The sequence below is a fragment of the Rhodanobacter sp. UC4448_H15 genome (genome assembly GCF_052978265.1).
The window spans coordinates 2,461,512-2,477,632 of sequence record NZ_CM129665.1 but is presented as its reverse complement, the minus strand read 5'-3'; the positions used below and the strand labels follow the sequence as shown (position 1 = coordinate 2,477,632).

General features: G+C 68.3%; 16 protein-coding genes. 7 read left to right on the top strand and 9 right to left on the bottom strand.

Features of this window, described 5'->3' with window-relative positions; all coding sequences use genetic code 11:
• Positions 1-288 precede the first annotated feature (288 nt).
• Positions 289-1,269, top strand: coding sequence for an IS110 family transposase (locus ACVCMI_RS11215; protein WP_447097690.1), 981 nt, complete (start codon positions 289-291; stop codon positions 1,267-1,269).
• 56 nt (positions 1,270-1,325) lie between these two features.
• Here the strand turns inward: ACVCMI_RS11215 and ACVCMI_RS11210 are convergent, their stop codons facing one another.
• On the bottom strand, positions 1,326-2,825 hold the full coding sequence (locus tag ACVCMI_RS11210; RefSeq protein WP_447098764.1) for a catalase: 1,500 nt from the start codon (positions 2,823-2,825) through the stop codon (positions 1,326-1,328).
• Positions 2,826-3,040: 215 nt separating this feature from the next.
• Between ACVCMI_RS11210 and ACVCMI_RS11205 the strand changes: the two genes are divergently transcribed.
• Positions 3,041-4,093, top strand: coding sequence for an NAD(P)-dependent alcohol dehydrogenase (locus tag ACVCMI_RS11205; protein ID WP_447098765.1), 1,053 nt, complete (start codon positions 3,041-3,043; stop codon positions 4,091-4,093).
• 72 nt (positions 4,094-4,165) lie between these two features.
• On the opposite strand, the gene ACVCMI_RS11200 is transcribed toward ACVCMI_RS11205, so the two are convergent.
• The 6 genes from ACVCMI_RS11200 to ACVCMI_RS11175 all read right to left on the bottom strand — a co-directional run bounded on the left by ACVCMI_RS11200 (position 4,166) and on the right by ACVCMI_RS11175 (position 10,568).
• Positions 4,166-4,720 (bottom strand): DUF3228 family protein, encoded by a 555-nt coding sequence (locus tag ACVCMI_RS11200; protein WP_395118787.1) that lies wholly within the window; start codon positions 4,718-4,720, stop codon positions 4,166-4,168.
• A 33-nt stretch (positions 4,721-4,753) separates the two neighbouring features.
• Positions 4,754-6,526, bottom strand: a complete 1,773-nt coding sequence (locus ACVCMI_RS11195; protein WP_447098766.1) for an ABC transporter transmembrane domain-containing protein — start codon at positions 6,524-6,526, stop codon at positions 4,754-4,756.
• 359 nt (positions 6,527-6,885) lie between these two features.
• Positions 6,886-7,482, bottom strand: a complete 597-nt coding sequence (locus tag ACVCMI_RS11190; protein WP_447098767.1) for an IMPACT family protein — start codon at positions 7,480-7,482, stop codon at positions 6,886-6,888.
• Entirely contained in the window at positions 7,479-8,390 is a 912-nt protein-coding gene (locus ACVCMI_RS11185) for a hypothetical protein (protein WP_447098768.1), read from the bottom strand. Before ACVCMI_RS11185 ends, ACVCMI_RS11190 begins: the two co-directional genes overlap by 4 nt.
• Positions 8,387-8,941, bottom strand: coding sequence for an RNA polymerase sigma factor (locus ACVCMI_RS11180; RefSeq protein WP_395118779.1), 555 nt, complete (start codon positions 8,939-8,941; stop codon positions 8,387-8,389). The genes ACVCMI_RS11185 and ACVCMI_RS11180 overlap by 4 nt, the downstream gene beginning before the upstream one ends.
• Positions 8,942-9,101: 160 nt before the next feature.
• Positions 9,102-10,568, bottom strand: a complete 1,467-nt coding sequence (locus ACVCMI_RS11175) for a vWA domain-containing protein (RefSeq protein ID WP_447098769.1) — start codon at positions 10,566-10,568, stop codon at positions 9,102-9,104.
• Here ACVCMI_RS11175 and ACVCMI_RS11170 point away from each other — a divergent pair.
• The 4 genes from ACVCMI_RS11170 (at position 10,567) to ACVCMI_RS11155 (ending at position 13,084) form a co-directional block, all read left to right on the top strand.
• Complete coding sequence (locus tag ACVCMI_RS11170) at positions 10,567-11,064, top strand: hypothetical protein (RefSeq protein WP_447098770.1); 498 nt, start codon at positions 10,567-10,569, stop codon at positions 11,062-11,064. The genes ACVCMI_RS11175 and ACVCMI_RS11170 overlap by 2 nt on opposite strands.
• Positions 11,061-11,534 (top strand): DUF1456 family protein, encoded by a 474-nt coding sequence (locus ACVCMI_RS11165; RefSeq protein WP_447098771.1) that lies wholly within the window; start codon positions 11,061-11,063, stop codon positions 11,532-11,534. The genes ACVCMI_RS11170 and ACVCMI_RS11165 overlap by 4 nt, the downstream gene beginning before the upstream one ends.
• A gap of 67 nt (positions 11,535-11,601) precedes the next feature.
• Positions 11,602-12,408 carry an AraC family transcriptional regulator gene (locus ACVCMI_RS11160; protein WP_447098772.1) on the top strand — a complete coding sequence of 269 codons (807 nt, stop codon included), beginning with the start codon at positions 11,602-11,604 and terminating at the stop codon, positions 12,406-12,408.
• Positions 12,409-12,490: 82 nt separating this feature from the next.
• Positions 12,491-13,084 carry a GNAT family N-acetyltransferase gene (locus tag ACVCMI_RS11155; protein WP_447098773.1) on the top strand — a complete coding sequence of 198 codons (594 nt, stop codon included), beginning with the start codon at positions 12,491-12,493 and terminating at the stop codon, positions 13,082-13,084.
• On the opposite strand, the gene ACVCMI_RS11150 is transcribed toward ACVCMI_RS11155, so the two are convergent.
• The gene (locus tag ACVCMI_RS11150) at positions 13,044-13,541 is read right to left on the bottom strand and encodes a hypothetical protein (RefSeq protein WP_447098774.1); all 498 of its coding nucleotides are present in this window, start codon (positions 13,539-13,541) and stop codon (positions 13,044-13,046) included. The two genes, ACVCMI_RS11155 and ACVCMI_RS11150, sit on opposite strands and share 41 nt — an antisense overlap.
• A 180-nt stretch (positions 13,542-13,721) precedes the next feature.
• On the bottom strand, positions 13,722-15,164 hold the full coding sequence (locus ACVCMI_RS11145; protein WP_447098775.1) for a phospholipase: 1,443 nt from the start codon (positions 15,162-15,164) through the stop codon (positions 13,722-13,724).
• A gap of 132 nt (positions 15,165-15,296) precedes the next feature.
• Between ACVCMI_RS11145 and ACVCMI_RS11140 the strand changes: the two genes are divergently transcribed.
• Complete coding sequence (locus ACVCMI_RS11140) at positions 15,297-16,052, top strand: YdcF family protein (protein WP_447098776.1); 756 nt, start codon at positions 15,297-15,299, stop codon at positions 16,050-16,052.
• Positions 16,053-16,121: the final 69 nt, after the last annotated feature.

Below are 16,121 nucleotides of genomic sequence, written 5' to 3'. Positions count from 1 at the left end.
CGAACCCCGACACCCGACAAGAGCATCGCCCGCGAGCGGGCTCCTTATGTGTCGATTCTCCTCGGAGGTTGGGGGAGAATCGCCGACTGATCATCGGTGGGAACGGGGAGACGCCGTCGGGCTCCTCTGGCTTCGCGCCTGCGCCGTAGATTCGCGCCCCCGTTCCGTTTTATCTGCCGCAAGCTGCAACGGTATCTTAGGCCCGCCCCTGGCGTGAGCCTGCACGTGTAAGGATCGGCTTGGCGGATCTTCGATGGTCGGACACCTGAACCGAACGAGGATTGGCTGATGACAGAATCCATGGTTGGCATCGACGTGGCCAAGGCAACCTTTGACGTGGCCGCGCCGCTGGAACCGAAGGGCAAGTACCGCACCAAAGCGAAGTTGCCGAACACGCCCGCCGGCTTCACCTTGCTGAGCGACTGGCTGGATCGCCACGTGCCGGGAGCGGCGGTGTGCATGGAAGCGACGGGCGTGTATCACGAAGCATTGGCCACTTTCCTGGTCGAGCGCGGCGTGACCGTTTACGTGGCCAACCCGGCCCAGGTCGCCGCCTATGCCAAGAGCGAGTTGTCGAGGACCAAGACCGATCATGCCGATGCCAAGCTGATCGCCCGCTTTGCGATGGCGCAGTTGCAGGTGGGCACCACCTTGCGGCCGTGGGTGCCGCCCACGCCCGCCCAGCGCAAACTGCGCGCCCTGATCCACCGGCTGAACGATCTGGAGGGCATGCGCCAGATGGAACGCAACCGGCTGGACGTCAGCGATCAGGCGGTGCGCGGCTCCATCGCCGACGTGATGGAGACATTGGACGCCCAGATCGCAGAGCTGAAGAAGGAAATCGACAACCACATCGACTCGGATCCGGACTTACGCCGCGATGCCGGCCTGCTGACCTCCATTCCGGGGATTGGCGAGCTGACGGCGGCCTTCATGTTGGGCTGTGCGGGCGACCTGCGCCGGTTCGACGACCCGCGCAAGCTCGATGCCTTCGCCGGCATGAATCCCGCCATCCGCGAGTCGGGCAAGTGGGTCGGTCAAAGCCGCCTGTCCAAGCTCGGTCACGCCTTGTTGCGCGCCAAGCTCTACATGCCGGCGATGACGGCGATCCGCCACAACGTCGCCGTGCGCGCCTTGTTCGATCGACTGGTCGCTCGCGGCAAGCCACGCAAACTGGCGCTGGGTGCCGCCATGCGCAAGCTGCTCCACCTCGCTTGGGGGGTTATCCGCTCAGGTAAGAATTTCGACCCCAGCATCGCGCTTGCCTGACGGACGGCAAGACGGTATCTACGGGTGTGACGGGAGTCGACAGGGTGTGAGGGCGATCAACCTTCGCCCATGCCCTCGGTCGGTTCCGATGCGCTGCCGGCACGGACCTTGTCCTCGATCTGCTGGCCGATTTTCGCGTCCACGCTTTTCCAGTAAGCAAAGGCGCGTTCCAGCACCGGGCTGCGCACGCCGCCGAGCAGGCTGCCGGCGACCTGATCGACGAACTGCGCGCGCTGGGCGTCGTTCCACACCTCGCGCACCAGGGTGCCGGCCTGGCCGAAGTCGTCGTCCTCCGCGTGCTGCGTGTATGCGCTGCGTACCATCTCGCCGTCGGCTTCCCAGCCGTTTTCGACCGGGCCGGTGTCGTCCGACCACGGGCGCCCGCCGCTGTTGGGTGCATGCACCGGGGCGTTGCCGCTGTGGTGGTAGGCCATCTGGCCGTCGAACATGTACGTGTTCACCGGCACCTTGGGCTGGTTCACCGGCAGCTGGTGGAAGTTGGTGCCGATGCGGTTGCGCTGGGCATCGGCGTAGGCGAACGCGCGGCCGAGCAGCATCTTGTCCGGCGACAGGCCGATACCCGGCACGGTGTTGCCCGGCGAGAACGCGGCCTGCTCGATCTGCGCGAAGAAGTTCTCCGGATTGCGATTCAAGGTCATCGTGCCGACCTTGATCAGCGGGTAGTCCTTGTGCGGCCACACCTTGGTCAGGTCGAACGGATTGAAGCGGTAGTTCTTCGCCTCCGCATACGGCATCACCTGCACCGACAGGTCCCACACGGGAAATTCGCCGCGCTTGATCGCGTTGAACAGGTCGGCGCGGTGGAAGTCGGCGTTCTCGCCGGCCATCGCGGCCGCTTCGGCGTTGTTGAAGAACGCCATGCCCTGGCGGGTGTGGAAATGGTATTTCACCCAGAACTTCTCGCCGGCGGCATTGATCCACATATAGGTGTGCGAGCCGTAGCCGTTCATGTGCCGCCAGGTGCGCGGCAGGCCGCGCTCACCCATCACGTAAGTCACCTGGTGGGCGGTTTCCGGATTGGACGTCCAGAAGTCCCATTGCATGTGGTTGTCGCGCAGGCCCGAATCCGGCAGGCGCTTCTGGCTGCGGATGAAGTGCGGGAACTTCATCGGGTCGCGCAGGAAGAACACCGGCGTGTTGTTGCCGACCAGGTCGTAGTTGCCTTCGTCGGTGTAGAACTTCAGCGAGAAGCCGCGCACGTCGCGCCAGGTATCCGGGCTGCCCGATTCGCCGGCGACGGTGGAGAAGCGCGCCAGCATGTCGGTCTTCGCGCCCTTCCGGAACAGCGCCGCGCGCGTGTAACGGGACACATCCTCGGTAACCTGCAGCACGCCGAACGCGCCGGCACCCTTGGCGTGCGGCTGGCGCTCGGGCACCTTCTCGCGGTTGAAGTGCGCCATCTGTTCGAGGAAGTGCACGTCGTGCAGCAGCAGCGGGCCGTTCGGGCCGATGCTCAGCGAGTTGCGATCGCTGACGGCAGGGGCGCCGGCGCCGGTAGTGGAACCGCTGGCGGACTTGTTCTTGTCGTGGGACATGGGGACTTGCCTCCTTCGATGCAGGTTGGTCGAGGTGACCGGACCCAGTCTGCCTCCAACCGCGCGGGCACGCCATTCGGTATTTCCAATCGGGACGATAGGCCGCGCTGCAGCGCGTGCGAAACCGGCCACGGGATGGAGAATCGGCGCGATCAGGAATATCGTGCGAGGTCGAACCCTGCATTTTCTCCCCATCCCCGAGCCAAGGAACCGCCATGACCACCAAAGCCTACGGCGCACATGCCGCCGACAAGCCCCTGCAAGCCCTCGACATCGAGCGCCGCGCGCCCGGTCCGCAGGACGTGCAGATCGAGATCGCCTATTGCGGCGTGTGCCATTCCGACCTGCATACCGTGCGCTCCGAATGGGGCGGCACCTTGTATCCCTGCGTGCCGGGTCACGAGATCGTCGGCCATGTGAGCGCCGTAGGCGGCGAGGTGACCGGCTTCAAGGTCGGCGATACGGTGGGCGTGGGTTGCCTTGTAGGCAGTTGCCAGCATTGCGCAGCCTGCGACGAAGGGCTGGAGCAGTATTGCGAGAACGGCTTCGTCGGCACCTACAACGGCCCGACCGCGGACGCGCCCGGGCACACGCTGGGCGGCTACTCGCAGCGCATCGTGGTCGACAAGAAGTTCGTGCTGAAGGTCCGCCACCCCGAATCGCAACTGGCTGCCGTCGCGCCGCTGCTGTGCGCCGGCATCACCACCTACTCGCCGCTGCGGCACTGGAAGGTCGGCCCCGGCAGCAAGGTCGGCGTGGTCGGCATCGGCGGGCTGGGCCACATGGGCGTGAAGCTTGCCCACGCGATGGGCGCACACGTGGTGGCCTTCACCACGTCGGACGGCAAGCGCCAGGCGGCGCTGGACCTGGGCGCGAACGAGGTGGTGGTATCGCGCAACGCCGGCGAGATGAAGGCGCACGCGGGCAGCTTCGATTTCATCCTCAACACCGTCGCCGCCAGCCACTCGCTGGATGCCTACACCAGCCTGCTCAAGCGCGACGGCACCATGGTGCTGGTCGGGGTGCCGGAGCACCCGCATCCGACGCCGAACATCGGCAACCTGATCTTCAAGCGTCGTGCGATTGCCGGCTCGCTGATCGGTGGCATCGCCGAGACGCAGGAGATGCTGGACTTCTGCGCCGACAAGGGCATCGTCTCCGACATCGAGATGATCCGCGCGCAGCAGATCGACGAGGCCTACGACCGCATGGTCAAGGGCGACGTGAAGTACCGCTTCGTGATCGACAACAGCTCGCTGGCCAGTTGATCCGCATGTGCTCCCTCCCCTGCGATGGCAGGGGAGGGCCGGGGCGAGGTCGCTCTTCGCGGCTTGCCCTGCTCAGCGCCAGTTCGCGTGCCGTTCCCAGAACGCCACGGCGCGCCGATAGGCCGCGCGATCCAGTGGCACGCCCGAGCCGCCTTCTTCCACGCCCAGCGCATTGCGCAGCATGGTGATCGGCACCATCGGGATCTCTTCGGGCTCGGCCGTGTAGAGGCAGCCGACCACGCCCCAGTCGGCGTCGATCGGCGAACCTTCCTTCGCCAGCTGTTCGCGGCTGTAGAGGATCGGCAGCAGATAGTTGGCGACCGGCGGGTCGATGCCTTCGAACCAGCGCACCAGCACCGGCAATTCGTCGGTGCTGCGCGCCTCGTAGGCCGAGCGCAGCAGGTGGCGGTTGGCCTCGGTGATCGGCGTGGCGGTGCAGCGCGTGGAGGTCCAGTTGCGGTGCACGTGCAGCTTGCAGAACGGCGCGTAGCCGTCGAGCACTTTCAGCGGTGCTTCGATGTTGAGGCGCTGCTCGAACTCCTCGGCGGTGCAATCCTGGATCGCGCTGCGGCGGCGATCGCGAGGGAACAGTCGGGTGCGGGCGAAGGGAGTGAGGACGATAGGCATGGAAGGCCGGGATTCGGGATTGGGGGATACGGATCAGGCCACGAACTGCAACCGTGCCAATTCGGCATACAGGCCACCTTCGGCCAGCAAACTGTCGTGCGTGCCTTGCGCCACGATGCGGCCGCCGTCGAGCACCACGATGCGGTCGGCACGTTGCACGGTGGCGAGGCGGTGGGCGATGACGAGGGTGGTGCGGCCTTTTTCGAGGCGTTCCAGTGCTTGCTGGATCGCTGCTTCGGATTGCGCATCCAGCGCCGAGGTGGCTTCGTCGAGCAGCAGCAGCGGGGCGTCGCGCAGGATCGCGCGCGCGATCGCGATGCGCTGGCGCTGGCCGCCGGAGAGGCGCACGCCGCGTTCGCCCATCTCGGCCTGGTAGCCGTCGTTCAGCGCGCTGATGAAGTCGTGCGCTTCGGCGGCGCGGGCGGCCTCGTGCACTTCCTCGTCGCTGGCGCCGTCGCGGCCGAAGCGGATGTTGTCGGCGGCGCTGCCGCTGAAGATCACGGTCTCCTGCGGCACCAGCGCGATCGCGCCGCGCAGGTCGTCCAGCGTCACCGCGCGCAGGTCGACGCCGTCGATGCAGATGCGGCCGGACTGCGGATCGTAGAAGCGCAGCAGCAGCGAGAACACCGTGCTTTTACCGGCGCCGGAGGGACCGACCAGGGCGACGGTTTCCCCGGGGCGCACGTCCAGCGTGAAGTCGTGCAGCGCGGGCGCGTCGGGGCGGCTCGGGTAGTGGAAGCTGACGCCGTCGAAGCGCAGCGCGCCGCGGAGCGGCTTGGGCAGGGCGAGCGGCTGCGCCGGTGCGACGATTTCGGGACGCTCGTCGAGCAGCTCGCCCAGGCGCTCCATCGCGCCGGCCGCGCGCAGCACGTCGCCCCAGACCTCGGAGAGGCCGGCGACCGAGCCGGCGGCGAACACGGCGTAGAGCACGAACTGGCCGAGCACGCCGGGGTCCAGCGTGCCGGTCAGCACATGGCGCGCGCCGGCCCACAGCACCAGGGTGATTGCGCCGAACACCAGCACGATCACCGCCATGGTCAGCAGCGCGCGCATGCCGATGCGTCGGCGCGCGGTGGCCAGCGCACGCAGGATCGCGTGGCTGTAGCGGGTGCTTTCGATGTTCTCGCGCGCGTACGCTTTCACCGCGGTGGAGGCGTTGAGGGTTTCGTTGGCGATCGCCGCGGCGTCGGCGAGGCGATCCTGGCTGGCGCGCGAGAGTTTCTGCACGCGGCGGCCGAAGACGAGAATCGGCAGCATCACCGCGGGGATCACCAGCGCGGTGAGTCCGGCCAGCGAGGGCGCAGTCCATACCATCATGGCGCTGGCGCCGACCAGCATCACCACGCTGCGCAGCGCCACCGACACGCCCGAGCCGATCAGCGCCTGCACCACCTCGGTGTCGGCGCTGAGCCGCGACAGCAGCTCGCCGACGCGGCTGCGTTCGAAGAACGCCACGTCCAGGCGGATCACCTGCGCGTACAGCGTCTGCCGCAACGACGCCAGCGCGCGTTCGCCCAGCAGGGTGATGCAGAAATAGCGAGCCGCGGTGGCTACCGCGAGCACCAGCGCCACGCCGAACAGGGCGATGAAGGTCTCGTTGATCGCCGCCTGGCTGGCATGGCCGAAGCCCTTGTCGATGATGTGGCGAAACGCCAGCGGCAAGGTCAGCGAGGCGCCCGAGGACAGCCCGAGGAACACCAGCCAGCCGACGGCCAGCGCGCGGTGCGGTTTCAGGAACGGCCACAGCCCGCGCAGGGCGCCAAGGCGGCGGGACGGGCGGGGCGTGTCGTGGGCGGTGTCGCTCATGGAGGCTCGCAGGATGTCCGTAAGGGATGCGCACGGCGGCACGCAGCCACTGAAGTGGGGCAGAAGGCCGCCGATTCAATCGGCGAACCACACGCCATGTTCTTGCTCTTGCGATTCCCTATTCCCTTCCCGGCCTGAAAGCATCGCCCGCGAGCGGGCTCCTACCCGGGCGGGCGCGAGTAGGGCGGGCACTGCCCGCCATCGCGTCTGGCTGCGATGCATACGAAGAGCCGGCGGACGGAGTCCGCCCTACCCGGGGCGGTCGATCCAGCGAGTAGGGCGGGCACTGCCCGCCATCGCGTCTGGCTGCGATGCATACGAAGAGCCGGCGGACGGAGTCCGCCCTACCCGGGGCGCGGTCAATCCAGGCGTTTCGCCCTGCTGCGGCCGCGGGTGAGGTCGCGCACCAGCAGCGCCAGGTCGTCCGCGCGGCTCTGCGGCAGTTGCAGTTGCAGCTCGACGCCGTCGGCGCCGAAGGCCTCGTGTTCGGTCTCGGCCTGCAGTTCCTTCAGCCGCGCCTTGAGCACCCCAAGCACGGCGAATTCCACGTGCAGGCCCAGCCGCGCCATCGCCACGATCGGCACCCGGTCGGCCAGGCGCAGGCATTCGGCGGCGGTGCCGCCGTAGGCTCGGGCGAGGCCGCCGGCGCCGAGCTTGACGCCGCCGTACCAGCGCGTGACCACCACCATCACGCCGTCCATCTGCTGGCCCTCGATCGCCTGCAGGATCGGTCGGCCCGCGGTGCCGCCGGGTTCGCCGTCGTCGTTGAAGCGGTAGTCCTGGCCCATGCGCCAGGCCCAGCAATTGTGCGTGGCGGCCGGGTCGGCGACCTCGCGCAGGAAGGCCAGCGCCTGGGCGGGCGAGGTCACCGGCTCGGCGATGGCGAGGAAGCGGCTCTTGCGGATGTCCTGCTGGTGGCGGCAACGCGCGGCGACGGTGGACGGCGGCTCGCTCACGGTTTGGGCAGTTTCGCCTGCAGCTCCGGCGGCAGCGGCCATTGCGGGTGGGCGTGGTGGAAATCGAGCAGGCGCTGGCGTGCCTCGTGCTGCTCGCCTTGCGCGAACAGCTGCTCGATCCGCGCCAGCTCCTCGGCCGGAGTGATGACGCCAGCCGTCGCTGGTGCGGCTTCCTTCGCGACGGTGTCCGCTGGCGGCGCGGGCGGTGCTGCCGGCGCGGGCGCCTGGAGCATTGCCGGCAGCGGCCGTGGCGGCAGTGCCGGTGGGGCTGCGGCCATCTGCGGTTGCAATGACGCCTTGGCCATCGGCGTCACCGGCGGCGGCGGTGGGGCCATCCTTGCCGCGACGACGGCAGGGGCGGCGGCTTGTTTCCTGGCAGCCGTCGACTGGCGCTCGGCCACTTCTGTTGCCTGCGTGCGCGGTGACGGCGCCGCGGCGGTAACGGCGCGATCGGCAGCTTGCCCGGCAGTGGGCAGCGTGACGGCCTGCGCCGGCGCGGCCGTTTCGGTCGGCAGCGGCGAAGCCGGCGACGTCGAGCGCATGTGCCAGGCCAGGCCGGCAACCAGCACCAGGCTGGCCGCGCTGCCCAGCGCCACCAGCCAGTGCGGCATGGGGCGACGGCGTGCGCGCGCGGCCGGGTCGACCGACGGGATCGCGCGAGCCTTGATCGCCGACAACGGCTTGGGGTGTACCCAGTCGCCGGACTCGCGCGGGTTCTTGCGGCGTTCGACGTGCAACGGCGCCCGGTCGACGCCGAGCGCATGCGCCGCGGCATGCAGCACGGCCGCGTCCAGCTCCGGACCGGGCTCGCGCCGCGGCAGATGCCGGTACAGCGCGGCCACTTCGGCTTCGCCGGGCAGCTTCTCGTCCGGGGTGGCGGGATCGTTCGGTGGCAGGGGCGTGCTCATTCGGACAGCGCTTCACGTAGGCGGGTCATGGCATAGCGCAGGCGCGACTTCACGGTCTCGCGGCCGCTGCCGGTCACTTCGGCGATCTCCTCCAGGCTCAGCTCCTGCTCCAGCCGCAACAGGATGGCGGTGCGTTGCTCGTCGGGCAACTGCTCGATCGCGCGCTGCAGATGGCGGCGGCGCTCGAAATCGGACCAGGCGTGCTCGGGTTGCTCGTGTTCGGGGATGGCGACGCGGGACAGCGCCAGTTCGGCTTCCTCGCCGTCGGCGGTGGGGCGCTGGCGGCGCAGCGCATCGACCAGAAGGTTGTGCGCGATCTGCAGCAGCCAGGTACTGAACTTTGCTTGCGGCTGGTAGCGCGCGCGGGCGGCGATCACCCGGCTCCAGGTTTCCTGGAACAGCTCGTCGGTGCGCTGGGGATCGCGCAGGCTGCGCAGCAGGAACCGATACAGCACGCCGCGATGCTTCGCGTACAGCGCCTCGAACGCGGCAAGATCGCCGCGCGCGTAGGCCAGCATCAGCATCGCATCGGGGTCGACCGGGGCATCCATGGAGTGCGAGGGTAAGACAAATCGGCGGTGTCCGGGCGACCCGTGCAGGGGCGCCGGCGCGACGGGTATCGGCCCCGCCGCGCGATCGTCGTGGGGGAAGGCGGCAGCGGGGGAGCAGGCTGCGGTCGTCACGGCGGTCGACGCGGCGGGGCCGAATGGTTCAGCGCAGGAAAGTTTCAGGGTTGGCCGGGGCGGGCGTGGCCAGGCCCTCGGCCAGCTTCACCAACTGCACGAAGCCGGCGCGGTAGCCGTCGGCATCCTGGCCGCGGGCACCGTTGGCGAGCTGCGCGATCTGGCGGTAGCCGTAGCCGTCCAGGTACTTGCCGCCGCGCAGGGCATCGGCGAACGCGGCCACCGCGGCGGCCCAGCGCAGCCGCTCGCTGGCTTCAGCCTCGGCCTGCGCGGCGATCGGCTGTTCGATCAGGCGGCTCGCCGACTGACCCGGCAACTTGTAGCGCAGGCGCAGGAAGCCGAGTTCATTGCCGTGGCCTTGCGGCTCGGCGCGGTCGCTGTAGCGCAGCGGATCGATCCGCGCGCCGGCAGAGCCGGCCGGGGTGATCTCGTAGATCGCGGTGACGTTGGCACCGGCGCCGATCTCGCCGGCGTCGACCTGGTCGTTGTTGAAATCCTCGCGCTTGAGCAGGCGCTTCTCGTAGCCGATCAGGCGGTACTCCTGCACCTGGGCGGGGTTGAACTCCAGCTGGATCTTCACGTCCCTGGCGATGGTCAGCAGCGTCGCGGACATCTCGTCCACCAGCACGCGACGGCCTTCGGCGAGGTTGTCGATGTAGTGGTGGCTGCCATTGCCCACGTCGGCCAGCATCACCGCCATCGCATCGTTGTAGTTGCCTTCGCCGAAGCCCAGCGTGGTCAGCGCCACGCCGCTCTTGCGATGGTCCTCGATGGTGGTTTTCAGGGCTTCCTCGTCGACCGTGCCCACGTTGAAGTCACCGTCGGTGCACAGGATTACCCGGTTTACACCGTCCTTGATGAAGCCTTGTCCGGCCTGCGCATAGGCCAACTCGATGCCGGCCCCGCCATTGGTGGAACCGCCGGCGCCGAGGCTGTCGATGGCGGCATCGATGGTGGCGTGCTGGTCGCCGGCAGTGGAAGGCAGGGCGACGCCGGCGGAACCGGCATAGGTGACGATCGCCACCCGGTCCTGCTTGCGCAGTTCGCGCACCAGCTGTTTCAGCGAAACCTTGAGCAGCGGCAGCTTGTCCGGCTCGTTCATCGAGCCGGAGGTATCGATCAGGAACACCAGGTTGGCGGCGGGGATCTGCGCCTTCGGCACGCGATAACCCTGGATGCCGACCAGCAACAGTTGCCGCTGTGCATTCCACGGCGCCGGCGCCAGTTCGGTGATGACGCTGAACGGCTGCGCGCGATTCGCCGGCGGCGCGTAGTGGTAATCGAAATAGTTGATGAACTCCTCCGCGCGCACCGCGTCGGCTGGCGGCAGGCGGCCGGCATTCAACATGCGCCGCACGTTGGTGTACGCGCCGGTGTCGACGTCGATGCTGAAGGTGGACACCGGGTGTTCGCTCACCAGCCGCACCGGATTGGCGTCGCGGTGGGTGTAGTTTTCGGTGTTGATGTCGCCGGGCAATGGCTGGTTCGGGGGCATGATGATCGACGCCATCGTCGGCATGGCGGGGGCCATGCGTTTGCCTGCTGCCAATGGCGCCGCGACCATCGGTGGCGGTGCGGGAGGCGAAGGCGGGGTTGCCCGGCGTTGCACATACGGCGGCGGTGGCAGTCGTGGCGGCGAGGGCAGTGTGGTGTCGTTCGCCGCCCTGGGTGCGGTTTCCTGCAACGGGCGGGTGGAAGGTGCCGGCGTGGTCCGGGCCGACTGGTCATTCTGCGTTGCCGCGGCGCTGGCGGCATGGCCGGTCTTGACCGGCTCGGCGGTTGGCCGGTGGCCGCAGCCGGCAAGCATCACCAGCAAGGCCATCAACACGCTGCGCCACAGGGTATTCGTTTTCATCGCGTCGGTTCTCCTCCGGGTGTGGAAGATGAAACGCAGCGCGAACGGAAAGGGGGTTGAGCCTGTGCCGCCTGAAACTCGCCGGACCGTCGCGGTAGCATGGCGGCCTTACGCACGCCCCTTCGGAACGACATGATCAACAACGACGTACTGCGCTCCATCCGCTACATGCTCGACTTGAGCGACGGCAAGGTGGTGGAGCTGATCCACCTGGCCGACGCCGCGGCGCCGGTGACGAAGGAAGAGGTGCAGGCGATGCTGAAGAAGGACGACGAGCCCGGCTACATCGAATGCAGCACCAAGCTGCTGGCGCTGTTTCTCGACGGACTGGTGTTCCACCGCCGCGGCAAGGACGAAAGCCGCCCGCCGCGCCCGCCGGAGAAGCGCGTCACCAACAACGTGGTACTGAAGAAGCTGCGCGTGGCGTTCGAACTCAAGGACGTGGACATGCACCAGATCCTCGAGTCCGCCGGTTTCCCCGTCTCCAAGCCGGAACTCAGCGCACTGTTTCGCCAGAGCGACCACAAGAACTTCAAGCTGTGCGGCGATCAGCTGCTGCGCAATTTCCTGAAAGGGTTGACAGTGCGGGTGCGCGGCAACGGCTGAGCACCGTTGCCAGCCGGCGCCGGGCTGGCTCCCAGGGCCCGAGGCACCGCAGCCCTCTGGAGTGCGGATGAGCGAGCGTATCCTCTACCACCGTTTCCCTCTGGCCGGCATCGACGCGATGACGGCATCCACGGCGCGCAGCTATCCGCGCCACACGCACGACCAGTACGGCATTGGTGTCCTCGACACCGGCGGACATGCATCGTCGAGCGGCCGGGGTCAGGTCGAAGCCGGGCCGGGCAGCCTGATTTTCGTGAACCCGGGCGAAGTCCATGACGGCCGCGCAATCCATGGACAGCCGCGGTCGTGGCGGATGTTGTATGTCGATCCCGAGCTGCTGGGCAACGTCCTGGACGATATCCACGGCGGCGCCCACATATCGCTGGCATTCGCCGCACCGGTATTCAAGGACGAGCGATTGCGCCGGCTTTTCGATGACATCTTCACCCATGTGCCTGCGGGCGGATCGAGCAATGCGATGGCCTGCGAGACGGCGCTCCTGCGCCTGGCTGCGGGCATGCAGGCCAATGCGGCGGGCGGCCGAATGGCGTCGCCGGGGCCGGTGGCTTCCATCCGCCAGGTCCGCGACAGGATCGATGACGACCCGGCCGCGCCGCTGATGCTGGCAAGCCTGGCCGACGAGGCCGGGCTCAGTCGCTACCAGTTGCTTCGCGGCTTTGCGCGCGAGCTGGGGCTGCCGCCGCATGCTTACATCTTGCAGCGGCGGGTCGCTCTGGCGCGCCGGCTCATTCGCAACGGCCATGCGCTGGCCGAGGCGGCGGCGATTGCCGGCTTTTTCGACCAGAGCCACCTGACCCGCTGTTTCACCCGGCAGTTCGGCGTTACGCCGAGCCGCTACGCCGCCGCCGGTTGATTCCGCGCCCGCACTTTTGTCCAAGACCGCCCGCGTCGGTGTCGTCAGGCTTGCACCCGTCCAACCGACAGGAGTGCGGCACATGCAGAACGCCATCATCGACCCCAACCAAGGCGAAGTTTTCCCGACAACTACCGAAGGCGTCGCGCCGGCGATCATCCGGCGCTGTCGCGACGACGAGCGCGCGACGATACTTGCGATCATCCAGGCCGCTGCCGAGGCGTACCGGGGCGTGATTCCCGACGACTGCTGGCACGAGCCATACATGACGTTGCGGGAGCTCGACGGCGAGATCGCCGCCGGGGTCGAATTCCGGGGTTATGAAATGGATGGCGCGCTGGTCGGCGTGATGGGTGTCCAGGCGGTGCGAGACGTCGACCTGATCCGCCACGCCTACGTCCTGCCTGGCCAGCAGGGCCGCGGCATCGGCGGGGAGCTGATCACGCACCTGCGCCGCAAGAGTGCGCGGCGCATGCTGGTGGGCACATGGTCCGCGGCCGACTGGGCGATCCGCTTCTATCAGCGGCACGGTTTCGAACCGGTGCCGACGGCGCAGGCGCCGAAGCTGCTGCGGGCCTACTGGAACATATCGGAACGACAGATCGAGGCATCGGTGGTACTCGCCGACGTTCGGCCTATTCCGGCTGGTACGCCCACACGGTTTCTTCGCTGCTGACGCTGCGGATGCGGCCCAGGCGGCGGATGAGGTGTTCCACCGAACGGGAGCGGGCGAGGGTCATGTCGCCGATGCGCATGGCGCTGGTGATCTCCACGGTGGCGGTCTTGCGGTCGTCGGAGAGTTTGATCGACTTGATCTCGAAGTCGTAATCCGGCTCCAGCAGGCCGCCGGTGCGTTCGCTCAGGGTCTTCATCCGGCGCAGGGTACGGGTGAGGTCCGCGCAGGCGCCGGCCTTGTCCTTGGCGCTCGGCGCGCGGGCCGAACCGCGGGCTGTCACGGTGGCCTGGTAGCTGTCGTCCAGCGCGTCGCACAGCGGCCTGGCGTCGAATCGCTGCAGCGCCGCGATCTGCGCCTGGTAGCTCTCGCGGATCGCGGTTTCGGTCATCCTGCGGCTGAGGTCGAAATACCAGATCGCCGCGGCGATCACGATGATCGCGAACACGATTTTCTTCATGCGATGTCCTCCCTGACCTGATGGATTGAGCTGCAGCGTTTGGGCGCCAACTGACCTGCTGCCCGTCAGGCGGGGCTGACGAAAGTCTGGTGACACACCGGTTGATCCCCTTGGCGCGCGGAACCGCGTCGCCGCCCTGTCGCGCATCGTAACTTCCTGCGCGCGACAGGGCCAGTTGCGCTAGCCGATCACCGGGCCGGGCGACGGCTGGCGGAAGTCCTGCGGCTCCAGGTCGCGGATGAGGCGGAACACGCCGGCGTGGATTTTGCGCGAGAGCACCACGTCCAGCACGGTGGTCTGGTGCGGGCCGAGGATGGCGAACAGGTCATCGGCGGCAATGCTGCGCGCCAGCGCGTGATGCACCAGGCCGCCGAGATCCTGCGGCGTGACGCTGGCACCGTAGGGCCGGTGGCTGGGCATGGCGGGGCGCAGTGTCTTGCGCGAGTTGTCCGGATGACTCACGCGATCGGCGCCCGCGAGCAGCGTGTGGTCGAGATACAGCGTGGTGGTGGCGCGATGGCGCGGGTTGACCTGGCGATCGAGCATGAAGCCCGGCGGCATCCGGTCGGGGCTGGCCTGCGGCCCGGCGGTGAGCAGGAAGCCGGCGCCGGCCAGCGCCTCGCCGCTGTCGTCGCTGATGCGCACGATCAGCTGGCTGCGCGGGTCGTGGATGTGCACGCGGGCGGGGAACGGGTCGGCCGGTTCCAGTTCCACCCGGTGCGCGTCGCGTGCGGCGTTCTCGGCGTCAAAGGCGTCGGCCAGGGTGGCGTAGTCGCCGCCGCTGCGCACCTGCAGGCAACGCAGGATGTCGGCCACGGTGGTCGGCGCTGCCTCGCGCAGGATGCCGTGTTCGCTGCCCGAGTGGGCGGCGTCGGCCACGATCTTGAAGGCGAAGCGCGGGCCGCGGGTCACCCTCAACGCCAGCTCGTCGATGCCGCCGACATCGCTTTTGCCATCCCGGCTCAGCACCGCGTGGCGCGCATTGAGATTGGCCGCGGCAATGCGCACCACGCCGTCGGAGCCGTCCTCGCCGGTATAGGGCACCAGGTAGTCGTACAGCGCGCGGTCGGGGCGATCGCCGGTCAGCACGAACTGATACAGGCCGGTGGTCGCGGGGTCCGCGCCGTGGATGGTGTCCAGGTTGAGGGCGAGCGAGGCCGGGCTGCCCAGCGTCAGCCAGTCGAGCAGGCGCTGGCCCGGTTCCACGCCGTGCCACCACGCCTTCAGCTTGCCGAGCACGCCCTTGCCCAACTGTGCCAATGCGGAACCGAAGTTCGCCGGCGCCAGCATCACCAAGTGGGTCAGGCGGATGGTGCTGTGGCGTCCGGGTTGCATGCGCTGCGCGCGCAACCACTCGCGCACCACCGGGCCGCCAAAGGAGTGCGTCACGCAGGCGAAGCTTGCGTCCTGCAGGTGCAGGTCGCGCAGGGCGTGGTCGAAGGCGCGCACCAGGTCGGCCATGGTTACCGCGTCGTCGAAGCTCACGTATTCGGATAGCCAGATGTCGGCCAGGGTCATCGCCAGGCCGCTGGCGGCCGCACGTTGCTGGAGGCGTTGCGGCATCTGTCCGTAGGTGGCGGTGCTGGTGACGCTCCAGCCGTGGACGAAGACGAGGGTGGTCATGGCGACGCCTGCGCGGCACGCGCCGATCGCGCGCGTCGATCATCCTCGCGCAGTTGTCGCCGTCACGAAAGCGCGCCTTGCGTGCGGCCTCGCATCGGTTAACCTGCGAGCCTTCGTGCTGTCGGCCCGACCATGCTGCTTTCGCTCATCGCTGCGTTGATCCTGTTCGCCTGGCTGGCGCTCTGGCGTCGCTGGCGTCGGCTGGGCGGCGGCGCCGCGCTACTGGCGGTGCTGCTGTTGCTGCTGGCCGGATGTGGCGTGTTGCCCCGGCTGTTGCTGCAACGCCTGCAGGCGCCGTATGCGCTGCGTCCGACGCTGGCATGGGCACCGCACAACGCGATCGTGTTGCTGACCGGCGGTTCGATCCATGTGCCGCAGGACAAGGTCGAACCGAGCATCGGCGCGTACGGACGGATCACCGAAGCGGCCGTGCTGTACCACGCCTGCCACGCGGCCGGGACCGATTGCAAATTGCTGGTCAGCGGCGGCGACCCGGAACGCATGGAAACGCCGCTGGCCGTCTCCTACGCCCGCGTGCTGCGCGGGCTCGGTGTGCCGGACGAGGATCTCATCCTGGAATCCCGCAGCAACAACACCTGGCAGAACGCGCAGTTCTCGCGTCCGCTGCTGGCCAGGCTCGACGCACCGAAGGTGTGGCTGGTCAGCTCCGCCTGGCACTTGCGTCGCAGCGTGCTGTACTTCGACCATTTCGGTATCGCAGCCACCCCGGTGCGCGCGGATTACCTGCACGCCAACCTGGGCCTGTGGCCCTCGGCGCAGAACCTGGTGCTGACCGACGTGGCCCTGCATGAGTACCTGGGCGTGCTGCGGTACCGCGTCTACAACGCGATGGGCTGGAACGCACCGGTCATGAAACCCTTGCGGTAGGGCGGGCAATGCCCGCCGGCCTCCGTCGCGGCCGTGCAGCGGGCGGCGACCTTCGTGTGGCGCAGGGCC

Coding starts and splice junctions, on each gene's coding strand:
- ACVCMI_RS11215 (WP_447097690.1), top strand. CDS start 289: ATGACAGAATCCATGGTTGGCATCGACGTGGCCAAGGCAACCTTTGAC.
- ACVCMI_RS11210 (WP_447098764.1), bottom strand. CDS start 2,825: ATGTCCCACGACAAGAACAAGTCCGCCAGCGGTTCCACTACCGGCGCC.
- ACVCMI_RS11205 (WP_447098765.1), top strand. CDS start 3,041: ATGACCACCAAAGCCTACGGCGCACATGCCGCCGACAAGCCCCTGCAA.
- ACVCMI_RS11200 (WP_395118787.1), bottom strand. CDS start 4,720: ATGCCTATCGTCCTCACTCCCTTCGCCCGCACCCGACTGTTCCCTCGC.
- ACVCMI_RS11195 (WP_447098766.1), bottom strand. CDS start 6,526: ATGAGCGACACCGCCCACGACACGCCCCGCCCGTCCCGCCGCCTTGGC.
- ACVCMI_RS11185 (WP_447098768.1), bottom strand. CDS start 8,390: ATGAGCACGCCCCTGCCACCGAACGATCCCGCCACCCCGGACGAGAAG.
- ACVCMI_RS11180 (WP_395118779.1), bottom strand. CDS start 8,941: ATGGATGCCCCGGTCGACCCCGATGCGATGCTGATGCTGGCCTACGCG.
- ACVCMI_RS11170 (WP_447098770.1), top strand. CDS start 10,567: ATGATGATCGACGCCATCGTCGGCATGGCGGGGGCCATGCGTTTGCCT.
- ACVCMI_RS11175 (WP_447098769.1), bottom strand. CDS start 10,568: ATGCCCCCGAACCAGCCATTGCCCGGCGACATCAACACCGAAAACTAC.
- ACVCMI_RS11165 (WP_447098771.1), top strand. CDS start 11,061: ATGATCAACAACGACGTACTGCGCTCCATCCGCTACATGCTCGACTTG.
- ACVCMI_RS11160 (WP_447098772.1), top strand. CDS start 11,602: ATGAGCGAGCGTATCCTCTACCACCGTTTCCCTCTGGCCGGCATCGAC.
- ACVCMI_RS11155 (WP_447098773.1), top strand. CDS start 12,491: ATGCAGAACGCCATCATCGACCCCAACCAAGGCGAAGTTTTCCCGACA.
- ACVCMI_RS11150 (WP_447098774.1), bottom strand. CDS start 13,541: ATGAAGAAAATCGTGTTCGCGATCATCGTGATCGCCGCGGCGATCTGG.
- ACVCMI_RS11145 (WP_447098775.1), bottom strand. CDS start 15,164: ATGACCACCCTCGTCTTCGTCCACGGCTGGAGCGTCACCAGCACCGCC.
- ACVCMI_RS11140 (WP_447098776.1), top strand. CDS start 15,297: ATGCTGCTTTCGCTCATCGCTGCGTTGATCCTGTTCGCCTGGCTGGCG.